At 44.3% G+C, this 20,438-nt stretch carries 18 protein-coding genes; 6 read left to right on the top strand and 12 right to left on the bottom strand.

Features of this window, described 5'->3' with window-relative positions:
* Window positions 1-177: 177 nt before the first annotated feature.
* The 5 genes from LKO26_RS10090 to hutH are packed head-to-tail and all read right to left on the bottom strand — an operon-like array spanning window position 178 to window position 4,906.
* Window positions 178-1,059 carry a lipid A biosynthesis acyltransferase gene (locus LKO26_RS10090; RefSeq protein WP_227587733.1) on the bottom strand — a complete coding sequence of 294 codons (882 nt, stop codon included), beginning with the start codon at window positions 1,057-1,059 and terminating at the stop codon, window positions 178-180.
* Window positions 1,060-1,101: 42 nt separating this feature from the next.
* On the bottom strand, window positions 1,102-1,362 hold the full coding sequence (locus LKO26_RS10085) for an acyl carrier protein (protein ID WP_227587732.1): 261 nt from the start codon (window positions 1,360-1,362) through the stop codon (window positions 1,102-1,104).
* A gap of 13 nt (window positions 1,363-1,375) precedes the next feature.
* Window positions 1,376-2,599, bottom strand: a complete 1,224-nt coding sequence (locus LKO26_RS10080) for a beta-ketoacyl-[acyl-carrier-protein] synthase family protein (protein ID WP_227587731.1) — start codon at window positions 2,597-2,599, stop codon at window positions 1,376-1,378.
* Between the two features lie 48 nt (window positions 2,600-2,647).
* The gene (fabG, locus tag LKO26_RS10075; RefSeq protein ID WP_227587730.1) at window positions 2,648-3,379 is read right to left on the bottom strand and encodes a 3-oxoacyl-ACP reductase FabG; all 732 of its coding nucleotides are present in this window, start codon (window positions 3,377-3,379) and stop codon (window positions 2,648-2,650) included.
* A gap of 9 nt (window positions 3,380-3,388) precedes the next feature.
* Window positions 3,389-4,906 (bottom strand): histidine ammonia-lyase, encoded by a 1,518-nt coding sequence (hutH, locus tag LKO26_RS10070; RefSeq protein WP_227587729.1) that lies wholly within the window; start codon window positions 4,904-4,906, stop codon window positions 3,389-3,391.
* Window positions 4,907-4,981: 75 nt separating this feature from the next.
* On the opposite strand from hutH, the gene LKO26_RS10065 reads away from it, so the two are divergent.
* Entirely contained in the window at window positions 4,982-6,229 is a 1,248-nt protein-coding gene (locus LKO26_RS10065; RefSeq protein WP_227587728.1) for an NAD(P)/FAD-dependent oxidoreductase, read from the top strand.
* A gap of 65 nt (window positions 6,230-6,294) precedes the next feature.
* Here LKO26_RS10065 and LKO26_RS10060 read toward each other — a convergent pair whose 3' ends face one another.
* Window positions 6,295-6,882 carry a hypothetical protein gene (locus LKO26_RS10060; RefSeq protein ID WP_227587727.1) on the bottom strand — a complete coding sequence of 196 codons (588 nt, stop codon included), beginning with the start codon at window positions 6,880-6,882 and terminating at the stop codon, window positions 6,295-6,297.
* A gap of 17 nt (window positions 6,883-6,899) precedes the next feature.
* The gene (locus LKO26_RS10055; protein ID WP_410681612.1) at window positions 6,900-8,207 is read right to left on the bottom strand and encodes a phenylacetate--CoA ligase family protein; all 1,308 of its coding nucleotides are present in this window, start codon (window positions 8,205-8,207) and stop codon (window positions 6,900-6,902) included.
* 206 nt (window positions 8,208-8,413) lie between these two features.
* Here LKO26_RS10055 and ileS point away from each other — a divergent pair, with 206 nt between their 5' ends.
* The 4 genes from ileS (at window position 8,414) to trpS (ending at window position 14,035) form a co-directional block, all read left to right on the top strand.
* Window positions 8,414-11,806 (top strand): isoleucine--tRNA ligase, encoded by a 3,393-nt coding sequence (gene ileS, locus LKO26_RS10050; RefSeq protein ID WP_227587725.1) that lies wholly within the window; start codon window positions 8,414-8,416, stop codon window positions 11,804-11,806.
* 59 nt (window positions 11,807-11,865) lie between these two features.
* Window positions 11,866-12,246, top strand: coding sequence for a TraR/DksA family transcriptional regulator (locus tag LKO26_RS10045; RefSeq protein ID WP_227587724.1), 381 nt, complete (start codon window positions 11,866-11,868; stop codon window positions 12,244-12,246).
* A gap of 76 nt (window positions 12,247-12,322) precedes the next feature.
* Window positions 12,323-12,964: a lipoprotein signal peptidase gene (locus LKO26_RS10040; RefSeq protein ID WP_227587723.1), complete on the top strand. Its 642-nt coding sequence runs from the start codon at window positions 12,323-12,325 to the stop codon at window positions 12,962-12,964.
* Window positions 12,965-13,066: 102 nt separating this feature from the next.
* Entirely contained in the window at window positions 13,067-14,035 is a 969-nt protein-coding gene (trpS, locus tag LKO26_RS10035; RefSeq protein WP_227587722.1) for a tryptophan--tRNA ligase, read from the top strand.
* Between the two features lie 113 nt (window positions 14,036-14,148).
* Here the strand turns inward: trpS and LKO26_RS10030 are convergent, their stop codons facing one another.
* The 5 genes from LKO26_RS10030 to LKO26_RS10010 form a co-directional block, all read right to left on the bottom strand.
* A complete protein-coding gene (locus LKO26_RS10030; protein WP_227587721.1) occupies window positions 14,149-14,844 on the bottom strand; it encodes a YjjG family noncanonical pyrimidine nucleotidase in 696 nt (231 codons plus the stop codon).
* 208 nt (window positions 14,845-15,052) lie between these two features.
* Window positions 15,053-15,643 carry an RNA polymerase sigma factor gene (locus tag LKO26_RS10025; RefSeq protein WP_227587720.1) on the bottom strand — a complete coding sequence of 197 codons (591 nt, stop codon included), beginning with the start codon at window positions 15,641-15,643 and terminating at the stop codon, window positions 15,053-15,055.
* 182 nt (window positions 15,644-15,825) lie between these two features.
* Window positions 15,826-16,314, bottom strand: a complete 489-nt coding sequence (locus LKO26_RS10020) for a hypothetical protein (RefSeq protein WP_227587719.1) — start codon at window positions 16,312-16,314, stop codon at window positions 15,826-15,828.
* 75 nt (window positions 16,315-16,389) lie between these two features.
* Window positions 16,390-17,673, bottom strand: a complete 1,284-nt coding sequence (gene metK, locus LKO26_RS10015; RefSeq protein WP_227587718.1) for a methionine adenosyltransferase — start codon at window positions 17,671-17,673, stop codon at window positions 16,390-16,392.
* 184 nt (window positions 17,674-17,857) lie between these two features.
* Window positions 17,858-18,805 carry a LysR substrate-binding domain-containing protein gene (locus LKO26_RS10010; protein ID WP_227587717.1) on the bottom strand — a complete coding sequence of 316 codons (948 nt, stop codon included), beginning with the start codon at window positions 18,803-18,805 and terminating at the stop codon, window positions 17,858-17,860.
* Between the two features lie 114 nt (window positions 18,806-18,919).
* Between LKO26_RS10010 and LKO26_RS10005 the strand changes: the two genes are divergently transcribed.
* Entirely contained in the window at window positions 18,920-20,410 is a 1,491-nt protein-coding gene (locus LKO26_RS10005) for a catalase (RefSeq protein WP_227587716.1), read from the top strand.
* The last annotated feature ends 28 nt before the right edge of the window (window positions 20,411-20,438 follow it).

The raw sequence follows: 20,438 nt of genomic DNA, 5'->3' as shown, positions 1-20,438 counted from the left end.
GCTGAAAATTTCAGCGTTACAAAGGTATCATTTAATCTTTTATCAGTATGTATTTTATCTGCTTTCCGTTTTTCAATGATTCGGACAGGCTTGTCATCACATCCTGCGGTGGTTTATTCCTTCTATCGAGCAAATCCGGAACTTTTTTTACGCGAATTGCTAAAATCTGACCAGCAATTAATCCACCTCCTCCCAGAAGTCGAAATAATTGAACCATTGGGTAGGGTATTTGTTCAGCATGGTTTCCAGGTTTTCCACATAGGAATTCAGCAGTCCCTGGGCGTCCCGGTGTTTTACCTGTGCCACGCGTGCATACAGATGGTAATGCAGATCCGGCTCCTTCATCACATACACATAAGCTACGGGAACCTGCAGGCGGGAAGCAATGAGGAAAGGCCCGGGGGGAAACTTAGCTGTTTTGCCCAGCAAATCACCCTCAAAATATTTAGACCCTTCGAAATAGCGGTCTCCGGTGAAACAAATGAGTTCATTATTTGCCAGTGCACGATTGATCTCGAAAATATGCGACATATCTTCTCTGATAAAAATAAATTTTACCGAACTCTTTTGCACTGATACACTTTCCAGATATTCCTTGATGACACTGTGCTCCAGATCTGTGGTGACCAGATTAATCTGATAATCAAAATCGATTTCGGCAAAAAAACGCTCTGCAATTTCAAAGTTGCCGATATGCGCACTGATCAGTACGCCACCTTTGCGGTCCGACATCATTTTCTTCAGGTTTTCTATCCCGTCAAATTCATAGGTAAACCGGTTACGCAAACCGGCACTGATAGCGGTACGGTCTATGATGGTCTGCCCGAAAATAAAATAATTCCGATAGACAGCTCTGCGTGCTTTGGCGGCAGTCCATCCCAGTCTCTTCCGGAAATAATAGAAAATATACTGATTGCTTTTCTTCAGAAACAGAACATAGTATGCGGCCACGAAATACAGCACGGTATAGGCCGCCCGGACTCCCAGATAGCGGATACAAAAAACAAAAATTTTATATCCCAGCAGGGTACCGCGCGATTTCCCGGTCCATTTTGCCATGTCTGTGCTGCTCTGAAACTGATTTTGTGTGAAACTACTTCATTAAGAAACCATAGGTTTGGCTTCTATTCTATCCTGAATTGCGGTATAAAAATCATCAAACGTAATCATCTTTTTAAAATCTGCTTCGCCCAGTTTTACCCCGAAATTACTTTCAATGATCACCACCAGATCTATATAATCCAGACTGTCCAGTCCTAATGTTTCCTTCAGCGGTGCATTATTCTGAATATCTCCTGCATCAATTTCAAACTCATTGATCAGAAATTCATTGACTATGGTAATAATTCTTTCTTTTTCCATCTCTCTATACATTTTAGTTTTTAAACTTGCTGACTATCAGTGCAGAATTGGTTCCGCCGAAGCCAAAAGAATTCGACAAAAATACGTCAATATTTTGATTTTTTGTCTCCACAATTAAATTAATATTTTTTGCATCCTCGTCCGGATTTTCCAGATTGATGTTCGGTGCAATAAAACTATGCTGCATCATCAGCAGTGAGTACACAATTTCACTGGCACCGGCCATCCAGCATTCATGGCCGGTCATGGATTTGGTAGAACTTACTGGCACATCGCCACCGAAGATTTCATAAATCGCTTTTGCTTCATTGGCATCGCCAATGGGCGTAGAAGTGGCGTGTGCGTTGATATAGTCTATATCTGAAGCCCGGAGACCTGCATTTTCCAGCGAGCGTCTCATCGCGGTGGAAGGTCCTGTCACATTGGGCGTAGAGATATGTCCGCCATTTGATGAGAATCCATAACCCAGAATTTCTGCAATCACGGGGGCACCTCTTTTCCGTGCACTTTCCAGACTTTCTACAATGAGTGTAGCCGCACCGCCGCTGGGAATAAGGCCGTCTCTGCCGCTGTCAAAAGGACGGGAGGCTCCGGCAGGATCTTCTTCACGAACCGAGAAAACACCCAGCCCGTCAAAACTTGCCATCCCGTATTGATTGGTTTCCTGTGCACCGCCGCAGACCACAATATCCTGCATTTTATTTTTAATCATCATGTATGCCAAACCCAGCGAGTGGGAGCCGCTGGCGCACGCTGCACTCACGGTCATATTGATGCCGCGGAGTTTAAAAATGGTGGAAAGATTCATGGTGACGGTAGAGTTCATAGACTTGAAAATAGCGCCGGAACCCATGAGCGTGGTGTCTTTTTTCTCGCGTACAATATCGGTAGCTTCAATTACTGCCTGAGATACACTGTCGTTTCCATAGAGAATCCCGACTTCATGCTCATCCAGAAATTCCTGAGTAATACCGGCATTTTCAAATGCCTGAATAGTAGCCATATAGGCATATTCACTCTCCTCGCCCATGCTGATGCGCTGGCGGCGGTTCAGATATGCTTTAAGGTCTGGTTTTGGCACGTAGCCGGTAAGCCCGGAGCGGTAGCCAAAATCCTTGCGTTCCGGATTGAAAATGATGCCGGATTTTCCATGGTAAAGAGATTCCTTTACCTCATCTAACGTAATTCCGAGACAGGAATAGATCCCCATTCCGGTGATTACAACTCTGTTCTCCATCTGAAAAAATAGTTTTGCTGAATAATCTGAATTCTAAGTTACGGATTTTTAGGAATATATACCACCATTGATGTTAATCACTTCGCCGGTAATGTACGAGGCCTTGTCTGAGGCCAAAAATGCCACCAGATCAGCCACTTCTTCTGCCTCACCGAAACGGTTGGCCGGAATCATTTGTTTCAGTTCGTTTTCATCAAACTCATGCGTCATATCTGTTCTGATGAACCCCGGAGCCACGGCATTTACGGTAATTTTTCTCTTCGCCACTTCCTGGGCCAAGGCTTTGGTAGCACCCACCAGAGCAGCTTTTGCGGCAGAATAGTTGGTTTGCCCGGCAGTACCCTTCACTCCGGAAACCGATACCATATTGATAATGCGGCCATATTTGTTCCGCAGCATTTTTTGAATGAAGAAACTGGTTACATTATAAAAACCGTTCAGGCTGGTATTGATGACGGCAGACCAGTCTTCGGGCTTCATCCACATGAAGAGTCCGTCACGGGTAATTCCGGCATTATTAACAATAACCTCCACTACGGCCTCCTCATGAGTTTCCTGCCATTTTTCCAGCACTCCCTGCGTTTCTGCCCCGTCTGATACATCAAATTTCAGAATCTCACCGGTAGCTCCCAGCGCCTGAACCTTTTCCAGAGTCTCAACTGCAGCAGCTTCATTAGAGGTATAGTTAATGAGCAGATGGTATTTTTTGTCTTCGGCAAGTTTCAGGCAGACTGCTCTGCCAATCCCTCTAGATCCGCCGGTTACTAAAGCACATTTCATAGTCAAATCTTAAAAATTGATAAGATAGTTTTTTACTTTCTCCACATAGGGATACATAATCAAATCATCGCGGAAAGGTGGTACCCGTTCGCGGATTTCCCGGTATAATTTCGCCGTAGATTCAGACACTTCGTTCTGATATCCAAGATATTCTATGGCCTGCACTATGGTAATCAGCTCGATCGCAAGCACTTCGAAGGCATTCTCAATGACTTTACTACAGATCACCGCTGCATTGGTTCCCATACTTACAATATCCTGATTATCATTATTATTCGGGATACTGTGTACATACATGGATGCAGACAAGGTCTGATTTTCTGCGGTAGTGGAAACCGCTGTAAACTGCACGCCCTGCATTCCAAAGTTGAAGCCCAGTCTGCCCAAATTTACAAAAGGCGGCAGGATTTCGTTGATTTTGGCGTTCAGCAGGTAGTTCAACTGCCGCTCTGCAAGCATGGTCAGTCTGGTAACCACCAGTTTCAGCTTGTCCATCTCCAATGAGACATAATCTCCATGGAAATTTCCGCCGTGGTACACATGTGCTTCTTCCGGGATGATGATGGGATTATCATTAGCAGAATTAATCTCATCTTCCAGCACTTTCTCTGCAAAATCCAGCGTATCCAGTACAGGGCCCAGAATCTGAGGCACACAGCGCAGTGAATAATATTCCTGAACCTTGTCCTTGAAAATATCTTCACTGGTTTCTTTATTATACAAATGATCTTCGCGTTTTCTGATCAGTTTACTGTCCTTCAGCAGTTCACGCATTTTCTCTGCGATTTTCTGCTGCCCGCCATGTCTTTTTGTGGCATTGAGCGATTCCGAAAAATGATCGTCATACGCTTGTACAATTTCGTTTATAGCACAACTGAGCCTTACGGAAATATCAACCAGCTTTCTGGTATTGTATGAATTCAGAATGCCGATGCCGGACATGACAGAGGTTCCGTTCATCAGTCCCAGACCTTCGCGCAATTCAATCTGAATGGGCTTCAGGTTCAGCTCTTCAAAAACTTCTGCGGCAGGTCTTCTTTCTCCTTTATAAAAAACTTCGCCCTCACCAATCAGCACCAGTGCCAGGTGTGCCAGCTGAACCAAATCGCCGCTGGCGCCCACGCCACCATGTTCAAATATCAGCGGTGTAACTTCGCGGTTAATCAGTTCCTTCAGCAAAATAATGACCGAAGGATGCACACCCGACCTGGCCTGAGCCAGTGTGTTCAGACGTGCCAGCATGGCTGCTTTGGCTGCTTGCGGCTTCAGAGGAACCCCTACACCGGAAGAATGACTGCGGATGAGGTTGTATTGCAACTGATGTTTATCTTCCTCCGGGATGCGGTATTGTGCCATAGGCCCGAAACCGGTATTCACCCCGTATATCACTTTCTTTTCAGAAAATTTCCTTAAAAACTGAAAACTGTTTTCTACTTTGGCCAGGAGGCTTTCATCCAGTTCCACGCTTTCATTCTGGAAAATAACCCGCTGAAAGTCTTCAATTTTCAAATTATTGACTAATTTCATTCAACTTAACATTATATAAAAAAGATAGCTCAAAATGACTAAATTTGTGGCAAAGATATTAAAACTCTACAGAAAATGATTAAAGAAGTTACAGACGTACTGGTGATTGGAGCCGGCCCTTCCGGATGTGTTTCTTCATCGTACCTTCACCAGAATGGTATCCGGGTGAAAGTGGTGGAAAAAGCCAGGTTTCCCAGATTTGTCATCGGCGAAAGCCTGATTCCCAGAGTGATGGATCACTTTGACGAAGCCGGACTTTTCGACGCGCTGAACAGTCAGGGATTTGAGAAAAAACCAGGAGCCCGTTTTATCCGGGGAGAAGAGGTCTGCATCTTTGATTTTAGTAATAAGTATGGCGAAGGCTGGGACTGGACCTGGCAAGTACCCCGGGCAGATTTTGACAAAGTAATGGCCGATGAAGTGGTGCGAAAAGGTGTAGATCTGGAATATGAAACCGAAGTAACCGCCATCCGTTTTGACGGAAGCAATTCTGTAGTGACGGTAAAAAATAAAGAGGGTGAATCCCGGGAAATCCATGCAAAATTTGTGATAGACAGCAGCGGTTACGGACGTGTACTGCCCCGACTGCTGAATCTGGAGAAACCATCATCTCTGGATCCTCATTCTGCCATTTTTACCCATGTAAAAGACACCACACGGGTCCCGGGTGAAGAAGGAACACTGATTTCCTTTGACATTCTGGAAACTACGGTATGGCTTTGGGTCATTCCTTTTTCTAACGGAAATACCAGCGTAGGCATTGTAGGTCCTACAGAATATATAGATGCACTTTCTGAGAGTGGTGACACGGCAGAAGCACTGCGCACTGCCATTAAACGTTCAGATTATTACCGTGACCGCTATGGTGACCTGGAATTTCTTTTTGAGCCAAGACGGATGACCAATTATTCCTGTGCGGTAAAACAATTGTACGGGGAAGGTTATGCGCTTACGGGAAATGCGGCCGAATTTCTGGATCCGGTCTTCTCATCGGGGATGGCTTTTGCCACAGAATCCGGTATGCTGGCTGCCAAACTGGCCAAACGGCAACTGGAAGGCGAAAAAATAGACTGGGAAAAAGAATACTCGGAATACATCCTTTCGGGGGTTCGGGTATTCCATACTTATGTGAAGGAATGGTACACGGGAAATCTGCAGAAGTTATTCTTTCATCAGCCGGAAAATCCGGACATCAAGAGAAAAATATGTGCGGTTCTGGCCGGTTACGTGTGGGACAAGGAAAATCCTTTCGTAAAAAAACATGAACACGTGATTCGCAACCTGGCGATGCTTATCGACAATAATACTGAGCTGAAAGTTTAGTTTGACTTGACCTGCTGTAAAACAAGAGCTGCTTTTCGGGAAGCAGCTCTTTTTCATTATTGGTTTTACAGTTTTTTATTCACCAAACCTGCAACAGATTTTGCTGTTTTGGCGTATCCTTCTGCTATACGGTCATTATTATTGGCCACCCCCACAAAATTACCATTACCTGGCGCGTCTTTACTGTCAATTGTAGCCAGAATAGTTTTGGGTTTAGAACTTTCCACAAAATGAATTTTGGTGGACACCTTTGCCGGTTGAGTCATCACTCCTGCAAACCAGCCCGGATAAATCCAAACCGTTTCCACCACCATTCTATATGGAGCGGTATCAGCGATTTTCAATTTACTGTTTTTATTCCAGGAGGCCTTATATTTCTCTGGGAATGTGTTGTTTTTTGAATGGTTCCAGTCTTTTTCCCACTTGTCAGCTTCTGCTGCACCTTTATCTGCTGCAATCTCCGTTCTCCGTTTGCTCACATACTCTTTCTCATTCATGTTTTCTTTGTAAAACAGTACGTGGTCATAATTAAAATCTACCACAACAGAGGTCTGACCTTTCAGGAAAGACAAGTCACCGGAAATAAGCTTTAATTTCTGGGCATTGACTACAAAACCAGTCAACAACACCATCAGTACACATAATTTTTTCATAAATATAATTTTTAGGGTTAATAGTTTTGTTTGCGCAAATCTACAAAGTACACCGGTTTGCGCCCGGTCTCGCGAAAAACATCTTTCATCAGCTGTTCTTTCGGGCAGATCCGGATTTCCGGGGTCACCCTTAATTTGGCCCTGAAATGATCCCGTACTTCTTTGGTAAACAGTTCTGACTCATCATCACAGCTGATTTTCACAATAATTTCATCCATCCCGATTTCATTACTCTGAATCACAATCTGATGCACCGAAATACCGGGGTAAATACTCAGTAAATCATTAAAAGCCGGCGGATACAAAGTGGTTCCTTTGTACTTAATCATCTGTTGTTTTCTCCCCAGCACCGGTCCCAGACGCAAGGTATTTCTTCCGCAGGCACAGGGTGCATGGTGGGCACGTACTATATCGCCGGTCCGGAACCGCAACAGCGGCAGCGCTTCTACCCCCAGCGTGGTGATGACCAGTTCCCCGCTTTCGCCGGGCGCCACGGGATTCAGATTATCATCCAGAATTTCGGTAATGATGAGTTCGGGATGCAAGTGCCCTCCCTGCTGATGTTCACATTCCGTAAATGCTGTACTCATCTCTGTGGAAGCATAGGTGGAATACAGTTTCAGATTCCATTTTTCACCTATTTTTCTGGCCAGCGGACTCGGAGTAAAATCCTGGTTTCGCAAACTTTCACCAATACACACGGCTGCTCTTACAGATGAATTGCGATAATCAATGCCCTGCCTTTCCGCATATTCAATCATCTTCAGTAAAAAAGACGGCACCGTTATCAGATATTTCGGCTGGTACCGGAGAATAGAATCCCATTGCAGTTCGGGAATACCGGGTCCCATCCGGATGATACCGGCTCCCATTTTCCTCAGTCCCAGAAAATATGCCAGTCCGGCCATAAAGCGTTTATCGATGGTGGTCATCGCTTGCACCAGATCACCTGGTTTAATGCCTGCGCACGCAAAGGAAACCGCTTCGTTATAGGAAAGCCGTTCCAAATCCGCATCTGAAAGTCCGAAGGTTACCGGATCGCCCAGAGTGCCGGATGTGGTACTGTAATCTACAATCCTGTTTTGGGGAACACAGAAAAAATCCATATTATACTGTTGGAGATCGGTTTTGGAAGTAACCGGAATTTTCACCAGATCAGCGACCGTCCGGATTTCATCAATGCGAATCTGATGTTCGGAAAACAGCCGGCGGTAATACGGTGAATGTTCCTGCAGATACTGCAGCAATGTGCGGAGTTTCTGCTCCTGCAACGCTGTTATTTCTTCGGCGGAAGCAAATTCTATAGGTGGATAGAGGTTCAAAATTGATGCTTAATGGATTTTGTTCAAAAGTAATCATTCTCAGAAAAGATGGCAAACTGCATGATAAAAAAGCTAAAAAATATAATTTCCACCCATCAAAGTGCCATTTCATGCTGAAACGGAGCAAAAAACCGGTGGCAATTCCATGATTAATCCATCAGAAATCACTATATTCGCACACTAAATTTTTCGTAGAGAAACACCTGAAAATGAAGAAGTTTAAGGAATATAAAAATTTGAATCTGACCGAAGTGGCGGAACAGGTTTCAAATTTCTGGAAAGAGCAACACACGTTTAAAAAATCAGTAGAAATCCGTGAAGGACAGCCTGAATATGTTTTTTATGAAGGACCGCCTTCGGCCAACGGTATGCCGGGAATTCACCACGTAATGGCACGTGCGATCAAGGATATTTTCTGCCGCTTCCAGACTCAGAACGGAAAAAAAGTTTTCAGAAAAGCCGGCTGGGACACCCACGGACTGCCCATAGAATTGGGTGTTGAGAAAGAACTGGGCATCACCAAGGAAGATATCGGAAAAAAAATCTCGGTAGAAGATTACAACAAAGCCTGCCGCGAAGCTGTAATGCGCTATACCGATGTCTGGAACGACCTTACCGAAAAAATCGGCTACTGGGTAGATCTGGAAAACCCTTACATCACTTACGAGCCGAAATACATGGAAACCGTATGGTGGCTGCTGAAGCAATTGTATGATAAAAAACTGATTTATAAAGGCTATACCATTCAGCCGTATTCCCCGAAAGCAGGAACCGGACTCTCATCTCACGAACTGAACCAACCCGGAACCTATCGTGACGTGACCGATACCACCGTTGTGGCGCAGTTTAAGATAAAAGAATTATCTGCCAGCTTATCTCATCTGATTGAGTATTTGCCGGCACACATCCTGGCATGGACCACCACACCGTGGACGCTGCCCTCCAACACTGCTCTTACGGTAGGCAATGACATAGACTACGTCTTAATCAAAACCTACAACCAATATACATTTGAACCCATTAATGTTATTCTGGCAAAAGCACTGATTAACAAACAGTTCGGCAAAAAATACAGCGAAGGAAGCGCTGAAGACCTTGCACAATATACTTCAGAAAGTAAAGTAATTCCTTACCAGATACTGGCTGAATTTAAAGGCAGAGACCTTACAGGAACCACTTATGAACAGCTGATTCCGTGGTTTTTACCGGCAGAAAATCCTGAACAGGCATTCCGGGTGATTCCGGGAGATTTTGTAACCACAGAAGACGGTACCGGAATTGTGCATACCGCACCTACTTTTGGTGCAGACGATGCCCGCGTGGCCAAAGAAGCCGGCGTACCGCCGATGTTGGTAAAAGATGAGAATGACAATCTGGTTCCGCTGGTAGATTTGCAGGGAAGATTCATTACCGGGGGCAATACACCGGAGGTTTTTGCCGGCCAATACATTAAAAACGAATATTATGACGAAGGAACTGCACCGGAAAGATCCTGGGACGTGGAACTCGCCATCCTTCTGAAAACCGAAAATAAAGCGTTTAAAGTAGAAAAATACGTTCACAGTTATCCGCATTGCTGGCGTACCGACAAGCCGGTACTCTACTACCCGCTGGATTCATGGTTTGTACAGATGACTGCCGTGAAAAACCGTTTGGTAGAACTGAACGAAACCATCAACTGGAAGCCAAAATCTACCGGTGAGGGACGTTTTGCCAACTGGCTGGAAAATGTGAACGACTGGAATCTGTCCCGGTCCAGATATTGGGGCATCCCGCTTCCCATCTGGCGTACCGAAGATCTGAAAGAAGAAAAAATCATGGGCTCGGTAGAAGAACTGTATCAGGAGATTGAAAAATCTATAGCCGCAGGACTCATGACTGAAAATCCCTTCAGCGGATTTGAGGCCGGCAATATGTCAGAAGAAAATTACGCAAAAATTGACCTTCACAAAAATATTGTAGATGCCATCACGCTGGTTTCAGACCAGGGAAAACCCATGAAACGCGAAAGCGACCTTATTGATGTTTGGTTTGACTCGGGTTCCATGCCGTATGCGCAGCTCCACTATCCTTTTGAAAATAAAGAATTGATAGATGAAGGCAAAGCATTTCCTGCAGATTTCATTGCAGAAGGCGTAGACCAGACCCGCGGTTGGTTTTACACGCTTCATGCCATTGCCACTGCTGTTTTTGATTCCGTTGCCTACAAAAATGTAGTGAGCAACGGGCTGGTACTGGACAAAAACGGGCAAAAAATGAGCAAGCGCCTCGGGAATGCCGTAGATCCTTTTGAAACGCTGAAAAAATACGGCCCCGATGCCACGCGCTGGTATATGATTGCCAATGCCAACCCATGGGAGAACCTGAAATTTGATGCAGACGGAATTGATGAAGTCCGCAGAAAATTCTTCGGAACCCTGTACAACACGTATTCGTTCTTTGCACTGTATGCCAATGTAGACGGCTTCAGATATGCAGAAACAGAAGTTCAGAACCGCCCGGAAATAGACCGCTGGATTCTGTCTGAGCTCAATATACTGGTCAAAGATGTAAAAGCATTCTACGAAGACTATGAACCTACCAAGGTAGCCCGTGCCATTAATACTTTTGTCAATGACAACTTGTCGAACTGGTACGTGAGACTTTGCCGCAGACGCTTCTGGAAAGGTGATTATACCGAAGACAAAATTTCGGCATATCAGACCCTCTACACCTGTCTGGAGACGGTAGCCAAAATCTCGGCGCCCATTGCACCGTTTTTCATGGATCAACTCTACCGGGATCTGAATGAGATGACCGGAAAAGACGCCGCACAGTCTGTACACCTTACCGATTTCCCTGTGGCGGCCGAAAATCTGATTGATACTGAACTGGTTCAAAAAACCCACCTGGCGCAGCAAATTACCTCCATGGTATTTTCATTGAGAAAAAAGGAAAACATCAAGGTAAGACAACCCCTTCAGAAGGTCATGATTCCGGTACTGGACGACAAAACAGCCGCTCAGATTACCGCCGTTTCAGACCTCATCAAACAGGAAGTGAATGTAAAGGAATTACAACTCATCAACGCAGATGAGGCCGCGCATCTGATTGTAAAACAAATCAAACCGAATTTCAAAGCACTCGGATCCCGTCTGGGCAAGGATATGAAAACGGTAGGTTCTGCCATCAGCAACATGAGTACAGAAGAAATTGCCGCACTGGAAAAGGAAGGAAAAATGCAGATTTCCGGACACGAAATCACCACTGCAGATGTAGAAATCTTTACCAAAGATATCCCGGGATGGGTGGTTGCCAGCGAAGGAAAACTGACTGTGGCACTGGATTTGACGCTTACAGACGAACTGAAATCAGAAGGAATCGCCCGCGAGTTCATCAACCGGATTCAAAATCTGCGCAAAGACAAGGATTTTGAACTCACAGACCGGATCAGCATCCGCCTGGAGGAAAATTCACCTTTTGAAAAAGAACTTATACACAACGAACAATATATCTCCGCAGAAGTATTGTCAGATAAAATAGAAATAGTATCTTCACTCACAATTTCTGACACAATAGAAATTGATGAACGTGAATTTAATGTAAGTATTAACAAAATCTGAAATCATTAAAGCAGCATAATTTGCTTTGATGCTCTTCGGAACCAATAAATTTAACAGACATGGCAGAAGAAAGACAACGCTATAGCGATGCAGATTTGCAGGAATTTAAAGAACTCATTCAACAAAAAATAGAAAAAGCAGAAAAAGATCTGGCACTCATCCGCGAAAGTTTCATCAATGACCAGAATAACGGCACCGATGATACCTCGCCCACCTTCAAGGCATTTGAAGAGGGAGCGGAAACCCTGAGTAAGGAACAGAACGCCATTCTGGCCGGCAGACAGGAAAAGTTTGTGCGGGACCTGAAGAACGCTCTGATCCGTATTGAAAACAAAACCTACGGCATCTGCAGGGTCACCGGAAAACTCATCGGCAAAGAAAGGCTGAGAGCGGTACCACACGCCACGCTGAGCATTGAAGCCAAAAATATGCAACGATAATATACGACCTGAGCACACCTGAGAGACCGCCAAAAACGGTCTCTCCTCTCTGTGTTCACCATTTCAGAATTTCCCAATGAAGAAAATCGCCCTTGTCACGATCATCATCTTATTAATCGATCAGATTTCCAAATTTTACATTAAAACCACTTTTCACCTGGGGGAAAGTGTAGATGTTTTTCCCGGTTTCAAACTCACCTTTGTGGAAAATCCTGGCATGGCATACGGGTTTCATTTTGGAGGACTGCTGGGCAAATATCTTCTGGTCATCATCCGCATTTTTCTGATTGGCGGGATGGTGTACCTCTTCAGTAAATGGATAAAAGAAGGCCGTAACAGCAACTACCTGCTGCTGCCCATGTCCATGATTTTTGCCGGAGCCATTGGAAATCTCATAGACGGCATGTTCTACGGAATGATCTTCGACAGCGGAACCGTATATGATGAAAGCATCGGCAGATGGATTGATTATGGTGGAATTTCCCAGGTAACTGCCTTCGGGAACGGCTATTCCTCCTTCATGAAAGGGTGTGTGGTAGATATGCTGCACTTCCCTCTGGTAGACTGGTACGTACCGGAAAGCTGGCCGGTGATTGGCGGAAAACACATTGAATTCTTCAAATACATCTTTAATATTGCCGATTCTGCCATTACGGTAGGAGCCGCGTTACTTTTTATTTTCAGGAAAAAAGCATTTCCAAACGGGTTGGATTTTTAAAAATATATCATCTTATATGGATATCAAAACTTCAGTGCGTTGCCTGAAGTTTTTCTTTTGCTTATTTTCGCAGAACAATATTGCAACTACAAATTTACGATTATGTCACGCATTCTCACCGGAATCCAGGCTACCGGAACTCCGCATCTCGGCAATCTGCTGGGTGCCATCATCCCGGCCATTGAACTTTCCCAAAAAGCAGAAAACGAATCTTTTCTGTTTATTGCCAACATGCACTCGCTTACGCAGATCAAAAATGCGGAAGAACTGAAGCAGAACACTGCCGAAATAGCGGCAGCCTGGCTGGCATGCGGACTGGATACAGATAAAACCTACTTTTACCGGCAAAGTGACATCCCCGAGGTGTGCGAACTGTCCTGGTATCTTTCCTGCTTTTTTCCCTACCAGCGCCTTACGCTGGCACACTCTTTCAAGGACAAGGCAGACCGGCTTCAGGATGTAAACACCGGCCTTTTCACCTATCCCGTACTCATGGCTGCAGACATTTTGCTGTATGATGCCGAAATTGTCCCCGTGGGCAAAGACCAGCTTCAGCATCTGGAGATGGCCCGTGACATGGGCGCCCGCTTTAACAATCAAATGGGTGATGTTTTCGTGCTGCCACAAGCCGAGCTTCAGGAAAACACCATGTATGTGCCCGGCACAGACGGCCAGAAGATGTCTAAATCCAGAGGCAACATTATCAATATTTTCTTACCGGAAAAGCAACTCAAGAAGCAGGTAATGAGCATTGAAACCGATTCCAGATCTCTGGAGGAACCGAAAGATCCGGAAACCGACAAGGTTTTCGCCATTTACGAACTCATCGGTACCGCAGAGCAAACCGAAATTTTAAGACAAAAATATCTGGCCGGCAACTTCGGGTACGGCCACGCCAAAACCGAGCTCCTGAATCTGGTTCTGGAACGCTTTGGCCGGGAGCGCGAACTGTTTGCCTACTATATGGAGCACCGGGACGAACTGGAAGCCAAACTGCAGGAAGGCGCTGAGAAAACAAGAAAAATAGCGGCCGGAACACTGCAGAGGGTTCGCGAAAGCTTAGGAATGTAATGATAAACCTTGCCGCCGGCAAGGTTTTTTGTGAAGTGAACGGCATATTGCTTTTACTTCAGATGTTTTGCAAATGACATCTGCAGTGAAAACCCCCTATAGATGTTATCCGGTTAAAAAACATCCATCAATTCACTCAGTTTCCGGATGACCCGTACGCCGTCTGCTTTATAATGATCATCAAATACATCAAAGAAAATCACCTGCATACCGAAGGCCTTCCCGCCCTCCACATCGGCAATCCAGTCATCACCAATCATCACGCTGTTCCCTTTTTCTGCACCGGCTTTATTCAGGGCGTACTCATAGATTTCAGGATGCGGTTTGCGGATATTTATTTCATCAGCACTGGTAATGGTTTTGAAGTAGTTTTTAATTCCTGACAATTCACATTTCCGGGCTGTTACTTCCTGGAAACCATTAGAGAGGACATGCAACTGATAGCCCTGACCGGAAAGGTGCTCCAGCAACTCAAAAGCTCCCTCCACCAAATCATTATAGTTCAGAATCTGATCCAGAAAATTATTCTCAAAGACATCAGCCAGTTCGGCATCATCGATACCAAAAAAAAGAAATGAATCGTAAAACCGGTGCTTTCTGAGGTATTCCTTGTCTATTTCGCCATCGCGGATCTGCTCCCAGAGGCGTTCGTTGATGGTAAAGTATTCTTTATGAAAATCTTCGAAACCGATATTGTATTTTTCGTGTACCCGTTCTCTTGCAAAAATTTCTTTCAGGGTAAGGTAGGCATTGCGGCGGTGATCCCAGAGGGTATTGTCCAGGTCAAAAAAAATGTGCTGAATATTCATACAGCACAAAATTAAGGATTAAAGATCAGTTTTTACTAACAATCACCATCTTAGTTTTGGTTTTCACTGTTTCAATACTTTTGGAGTATTGCAATAAAAAATCGATGGTTTGTTTTCTGGGTTTCAACAATTTCTTGCTTAAAGTGTCATTTTTTTTCATAGGCGAATGCTTGTTTTACTTTGAAACGACACATATTTCAAAATATTGTTACCGCGTTAAAATTATGTGGTTTTCCTGCATGATTTTTCTCAGGTTAATCAACGCGTAGCGCACCCGGCCCAGCGTGGTATTGATGCTGGAGTCCGTTTGCTCTGCTATTTCTCTGAAACTCAGTCCATCAAAAAAGCGAAGTTTGATGACTTCCTGCTGGTTTTCCGGCAGATAGGTCAGCATCCGGAACAAATCACTGTTGATCTGCTCTGTCACCAGGCGGTCTTCCACGTTCTCGTCCTGCTCACGGATGAGGTCAAAAATTGAAAATTCTTCATTTTCATAAGAGGTTTCAGAAACTTTGATATGTTTTGCTTTCAGCCGGTAATGGTCAATAATCAGGTTGTGGGAAATCCGTTTGGCCCAGAGAATGAATTTTCCTTCTTCGTTGTATTTTCCATCCTTCAGGGTTACGATAATTTTCATGAAGGCATCCTGAAAAATATCATTGGCCAGATCTTCATCCATCACCTTATAAAAAATAAAGGAATAGAGTTCCTTCTGGTATCTTTCTATAAGAATGGCAAGGGCTTTTTCGTCACCGGACTGGTATTGGGAAATAAGTGAGCTGTCAGACTTATTTTTCATAACATTTACTTCATATAATTACTCTGTCATCCACCCCGGGCGGGCCGGAGACAAAAGATTGCAAGGGGTTAAAAAAGAAGTAAATTTTATTCTATACGCTCAGATATTATGGTGTAAATATAAACATAATTTTAATATGGTGCCACTTTAACATAAAATTCAATATTTCTTTGAATTTATAATCAAAATAACACTTCCCGGATCATGACTACGGGGATATTGAGGGTAAAGTTAATATTAAGACCTTTCAATTCCTTGCCATTCAGTCCGGTTTTACTTACCGGGAACGCATAACCCCCGGTGAGGTCCAGTAAACCAAAAAGCGTGACACCAACTTTGGGTGCTACATACTTGCTGGTTGCTTCTGCTCCCGCCAGAAAATAATACGAGTGATAAAAATCTACATTCCGCTCAAAATTAAGCAGAACATCTGCCTGGACTTTGGGCATGGCTGCAAATTCATGGTTTACAGAACCCAGCAATGCCGAAGCACCAATGCGGTAGATGACATCATCATTTTCCAAAAAAAGCAGTCGGCCGCCAATTTCACCAAAACTCTGATTCTGATACACATACCCTGCATGGATTAATGGGTGCATGGTCAGTTGTGCCTGGCTGAATTGTGTGCCCCATGCAAGCAAAAAAAGTAAAACGACCGGAAACTTTTTCATGAAATTGGATTAGTGATCGGGTGTAAAGTTAAAAAAAACTGCTTTATCCGGAAGATAAAGCAGTCAGCGTTTGCATTAAGCCAATCCGAATGCGGCTTTAATATCATCTACCCGGTCCAGTTTTTCCCAGGTGAAAAACTCCAGGTTTTCGATGATTTTTTCGTTCTTTTTTCCTTCGTTAAAGATTTTTTTACCTACGTAATAATCTCTGCCCATATGTCCGTAAGAAGCGGTTTCTTCGTAAATAGGGTTTCTCAGTTTCAAATTCTGTTCTATGGCATACGGACGAAGGTCAAATAATTTCAGAACAGCATCTGAAATTTCGCCATCTGTCATATTGATTTTTGATGTACCATAGGTATTGATGTAGAGACCGCAAGGTTGTGCCACACCAATGGCGTATGAAACCTGCACCAGCACTTCATCTGCAACACCTGCTGCCACCAGATTTTTGGCAATATGACGGGTGGCATAAGCGGCACTTCTGTCTACTTTAGACGGATCTTTCCCGGAGAAGGCTCCACCTCCATGTGCGCCTTTACCGCCGTACGTATCTACAATGATTTTTCTTCCGGTAAGTCCGGTATCCCCATGAGGGCCGCCGATTACGAATTTACCGGTAGGATTGATGTGGTATTGAATCTGGTCATTAAACAATTTCTGAATCTCCGGCTTCTGTGCTGCAATGACTTTCGGCATCAGGATTTCTATCATGTCTTTTTTAATCTTCGCCAGCATCACCTCTTCATTATCGAAATCATCATGTTGGGTAGAAATCACAATAGTATCAATTCTCACCGGTTTGTGGTCATCTGAATATTCGATGGTCACCTGGGATTTTGCATCCGGACGAAGGTATTTTACGGCATCATTTTCTCTTCTCAGTACAGCAAGTTCTTTCAGAATGGTGTGTGCCAGATCCAGTGCAAGAGGCATATAATTGTCGGTTTCGCTGGTGGCATACCCGAACATCATTCCCTGGTCACCTGCACCCTGGCTATTGGCTTTCGCTTCGGGATCAGCATCATCTGCCACGCGGTCTACACCCTGATTGATATCCGGAGACTGCTCATGTATGGCAGAGATGATGCCGCAGGAATCCCCATTAAACATATATTCACTTTTGGTATAACCGATCCGGTTGATGACCTTGCGGGCAATTTCCTGAACATCCAGATACGCTTCAGACTTTACTTCTCCCGCCAAAACTACCTGTCCGGTGGTTACCAGAGTTTCGCAGGCCACCTTTGAGTTACGGTCGTAAGCCAAAAAATTATCAATAAGCGCATCTGAAATCTGGTCGGATATTTTATCCGGATGTCCTTCTGAAACGGATTCAGACGTAAATAAATATGACATAATTATGTTTTAAAAAAGTTAAAAAACCAGGAAAATCTGAAAAGAAAACAGCCAGAAAGAAATAGAAATTCTGTTTTAGCATTTTTTTTCTGAGGTTGCAATCAGTCAAATTTTTCCTCTGATAAATCGGTGCAAATTTACAGACTATTTTTCACACGGCAAAAAACCTTTTCTTCCAAAAAATTTATTGCGGAGAAACACTCTTGTAATCTTCCGGATTTTTATTAAAATTCAGCTTGGTTTCCATAGACTGCTGTATGGCCTGCACCAGTTCATCAATGATTTTTTGCTTGTAGGTAGGTTTATAATAAATAATGCTGATTTCGCGGTAAGGAAATGGCTTGCGGAAACGCAGGACATTCTTTCTTTGTGCTTCTGTAAATTCCTCTGCAGCCAGTTCCGGCAGTATGGAAATACCTCCCATTTTATCTACCATCTGCACCATAGTGCTCACACTGGAGGCCAGAAACTCCAGGTTTTTGGGTTTCATTTCGTTCTCCTTCAAATGACAGATATTCTCAAACTGGGTGCGCAGGCAATTGCCCTCTTCCAGCAACCATACCCGCTCTACATTGATGTCCTTTGGCATGACAAAGCTGTCTTCGTTCATGGTCTGGTCTGTGGTATAGAGCATCAGCTCCTCGTTAAAGAGGAAATCCTGAGAAAACTCATTGGCACCCTCATAGGGCGTAGAGATAATCCCCGCATCTAGCTCACCGGATTTCAGGGCTTTTATGATATTATCCGTGGTCATTTCCTTCACGGTCATTTCTACTTTCGGGTGTTCTTTTAAAAACCCGAAAATCTCTGTGGGAATGATATAGGAAGAAACCGTAGGGATAATGCCCAGATTGATCTTGCCGCCCAGTACATTATTCAGTAAATCTGCTTTATTGCGCAACTCATTCACTGCATCTATCACACGCGTGGCATGCTCTATGATCTGTACGCCCACATCTGTGGTACGTATAGGGTGCGTGGTACGGTCAAAGATCTTAACATCCAATTCATCTTCCAGTTTCTGAATCATTGCACTGAGCGTAGGCTGGGTTATAAAACAGGCCTGTGCGGCCTTTCCGAAATGCTTATACTTATCTACAGCGATAAGATACTCCAATTGCTGAATGTTCATAAAATCAATTTTATCTATTACAAATATACATTGTTTTTGATAATATGTATCAAAACATCTCATTTGTTTCCCTCATTTAATTCATTAAATTTGCTGTACGCAAATCATTTTCAGATGAAAACCGAACCATTAACATCCTCATCAGGTGCACCTTATTACGAACATCAGGACTCGCAGACGGCTGGGCCGCGCGGACCGGTTTTATTGCAGGATTTCATACTGCAGGAGAACCTTGCACATTTTGTTCGGGAACGCATACCGGAGCGGGTAGTAAATGCACATGGCACCGGTGCCTACGGCAAGTTCACCGTGACCCATGACATTACAAAATATACCAAAGCAAAGTTGTTTGCGAAAACAGGCAATACCTGCAGGGTTTTTGCCAGGTTCTCTACGGTAGGCGGCGAAAAAGGAAGTGCCGATTCAGCCAGAGATCCACGCGGTTTTGCCCTGAAATTCTATACCGAAGACGGCAACTGGGATCTGGTAGGCAATAATACACCGGTCTTTTTCATTAAAGATGCCAAGAAGTTTCCGGACTTTATACACAGTCAGAAAAGAACACCAAAAGACCACCTGAAAAGCGCCACCATGATGTGGGATTTCTGGAGCCTGAACCCCGAAAGCCTGCACCAGGTTCTCATATTGATGTCAGACCGCGGCACGCCTGTGGGATACCGCCACATGCACGGATTCGGATCTCATACTTTTTCCATGATCAATGCAGAAAACGAGCGGTTATGGGTCAAATTTCATTTCAGAACCCGGCAGGGCATCCGGAACTTCACCCATCAGGAAGCCGTCATGATGTGCGGTGAGAATCCGGATTTTGCTCAGCAGGATTTATGCGAAGCTATTGCCGGAGGAAATTTCCCGAAGTGGACCCTGTACATCCAGGTGATGACCGAAGAACAGGCCAAACATTACCGCTGGAACCCCTTTGATGTCACAAAAGTGTGGTTTCATGATGATTTCCCTTTGATAGAAGTGGGAGAACTGGAACTCAATGAAATTCCGGTCAATTATTTTGCGCACGTGGAACAAGCTGCTTTTTCGCCTGCCAATTTGATTAACGGAATCAGTTTTTCGCCGGATAAAATGTTGCAGGGAAGATTATTGTCATACGCAGATGCGCAAAGATACAGACTGGGAGCCAATTATCACCTGCTGGAGGTAAACAGATGTCCATTCGGATTCCGGAACTACCAGCGGGACGGTGCCATGGCAGATTCTGCCGCATATGCTGACCTACCCAATTATCACCCGAACAGTTTTGACACCATAAAACCGGATGCCGCATACCGGAGTTTTGAATATGAAACAGAAAGCAATTACATCAGTCATTTTAACCGGAACCTTAATGATGATGACCACTATACGCAGCCGGGACTGCTCTATTCCAGAGCGATGAACCCTACAGACCGGGAAAACCTTGTGCAAAACATCATCACCAGCATGAGTAAAATCAGTGGTGAAAAGCGGGACGAAATTGTGAACCGACAGTTGTGTCATTTTTTCCGTGCGAACCTGGAAATGGGAATGAAAATCGCCAAGGGACTCCAGGTCACCATTGACTCCAGCATGCTGAATCACAGCAAAATATAAGAGAAAGAAACACTTTTCTTTCCCATTA

This window comes from Chryseobacterium sp. MFBS3-17 (genome assembly GCF_020687745.1).
Taxonomy (GTDB): domain Bacteria; phylum Bacteroidota; class Bacteroidia; order Flavobacteriales; family Weeksellaceae; genus Marnyiella.
The sequence above is the reverse complement of the archived record's forward strand: the minus strand, read 5'-3'. Positions and strand labels throughout refer to the sequence as shown.

Bases quoted from the DNA above. Each gene is read 5' to 3' on its own strand.
- LKO26_RS10065 (WP_227587728.1), top strand. From the start codon at position 4,982: ATGATTAAAGAAGTTACAGACGTACTGGTGATTGGAGCCGGCCCTTCC.
- LKO26_RS10020 (WP_227587719.1), bottom strand. From the start codon at position 16,314: ATGAAAAAGTTTCCGGTCGTTTTACTTTTTTTGCTTGCATGGGGCACA.
- LKO26_RS10025 (WP_227587720.1), bottom strand. From the start codon at position 15,643: ATGAAAAATAAGTCTGACAGCTCACTTATTTCCCAATACCAGTCCGGT.
- LKO26_RS10010 (WP_227587717.1), bottom strand. From the start codon at position 18,805: ATGAACATTCAGCAATTGGAGTATCTTATCGCTGTAGATAAGTATAAG.
- LKO26_RS10030 (WP_227587721.1), bottom strand. From the start codon at position 14,844: ATGAATATTCAGCACATTTTTTTTGACCTGGACAATACCCTCTGGGAT.
- LKO26_RS10085 (WP_227587732.1), bottom strand. From the start codon at position 1,362: ATGGAAAAAGAAAGAATTATTACCATAGTCAATGAATTTCTGATCAAT.
- LKO26_RS10060 (WP_227587727.1), bottom strand. From the start codon at position 6,882: ATGAAAAAATTATGTGTACTGATGGTGTTGTTGACTGGTTTTGTAGTC.
- LKO26_RS10045 (WP_227587724.1), top strand. From the start codon at position 11,866: ATGGCAGAAGAAAGACAACGCTATAGCGATGCAGATTTGCAGGAATTT.
- fabG (WP_227587730.1), bottom strand. From the start codon at position 3,379: ATGAAATGTGCTTTAGTAACCGGCGGATCTAGAGGGATTGGCAGAGCA.
- metK (WP_227587718.1), bottom strand. From the start codon at position 17,673: ATGTCATATTTATTTACGTCTGAATCCGTTTCAGAAGGACATCCGGAT.
- LKO26_RS10005 (WP_227587716.1), top strand. From the start codon at position 18,920: ATGAAAACCGAACCATTAACATCCTCATCAGGTGCACCTTATTACGAA.
- LKO26_RS10090 (WP_227587733.1), bottom strand. From the start codon at position 1,059: ATGGCAAAATGGACCGGGAAATCGCGCGGTACCCTGCTGGGATATAAA.
- ileS (WP_227587725.1), top strand. From the start codon at position 8,414: ATGAAGAAGTTTAAGGAATATAAAAATTTGAATCTGACCGAAGTGGCG.
- LKO26_RS10040 (WP_227587723.1), top strand. From the start codon at position 12,323: ATGAAGAAAATCGCCCTTGTCACGATCATCATCTTATTAATCGATCAG.
- LKO26_RS10080 (WP_227587731.1), bottom strand. From the start codon at position 2,599: ATGGAGAACAGAGTTGTAATCACCGGAATGGGGATCTATTCCTGTCTC.
- hutH (WP_227587729.1), bottom strand. From the start codon at position 4,906: ATGAAATTAGTCAATAATTTGAAAATTGAAGACTTTCAGCGGGTTATT.
- trpS (WP_227587722.1), top strand. From the start codon at position 13,067: ATGTCACGCATTCTCACCGGAATCCAGGCTACCGGAACTCCGCATCTC.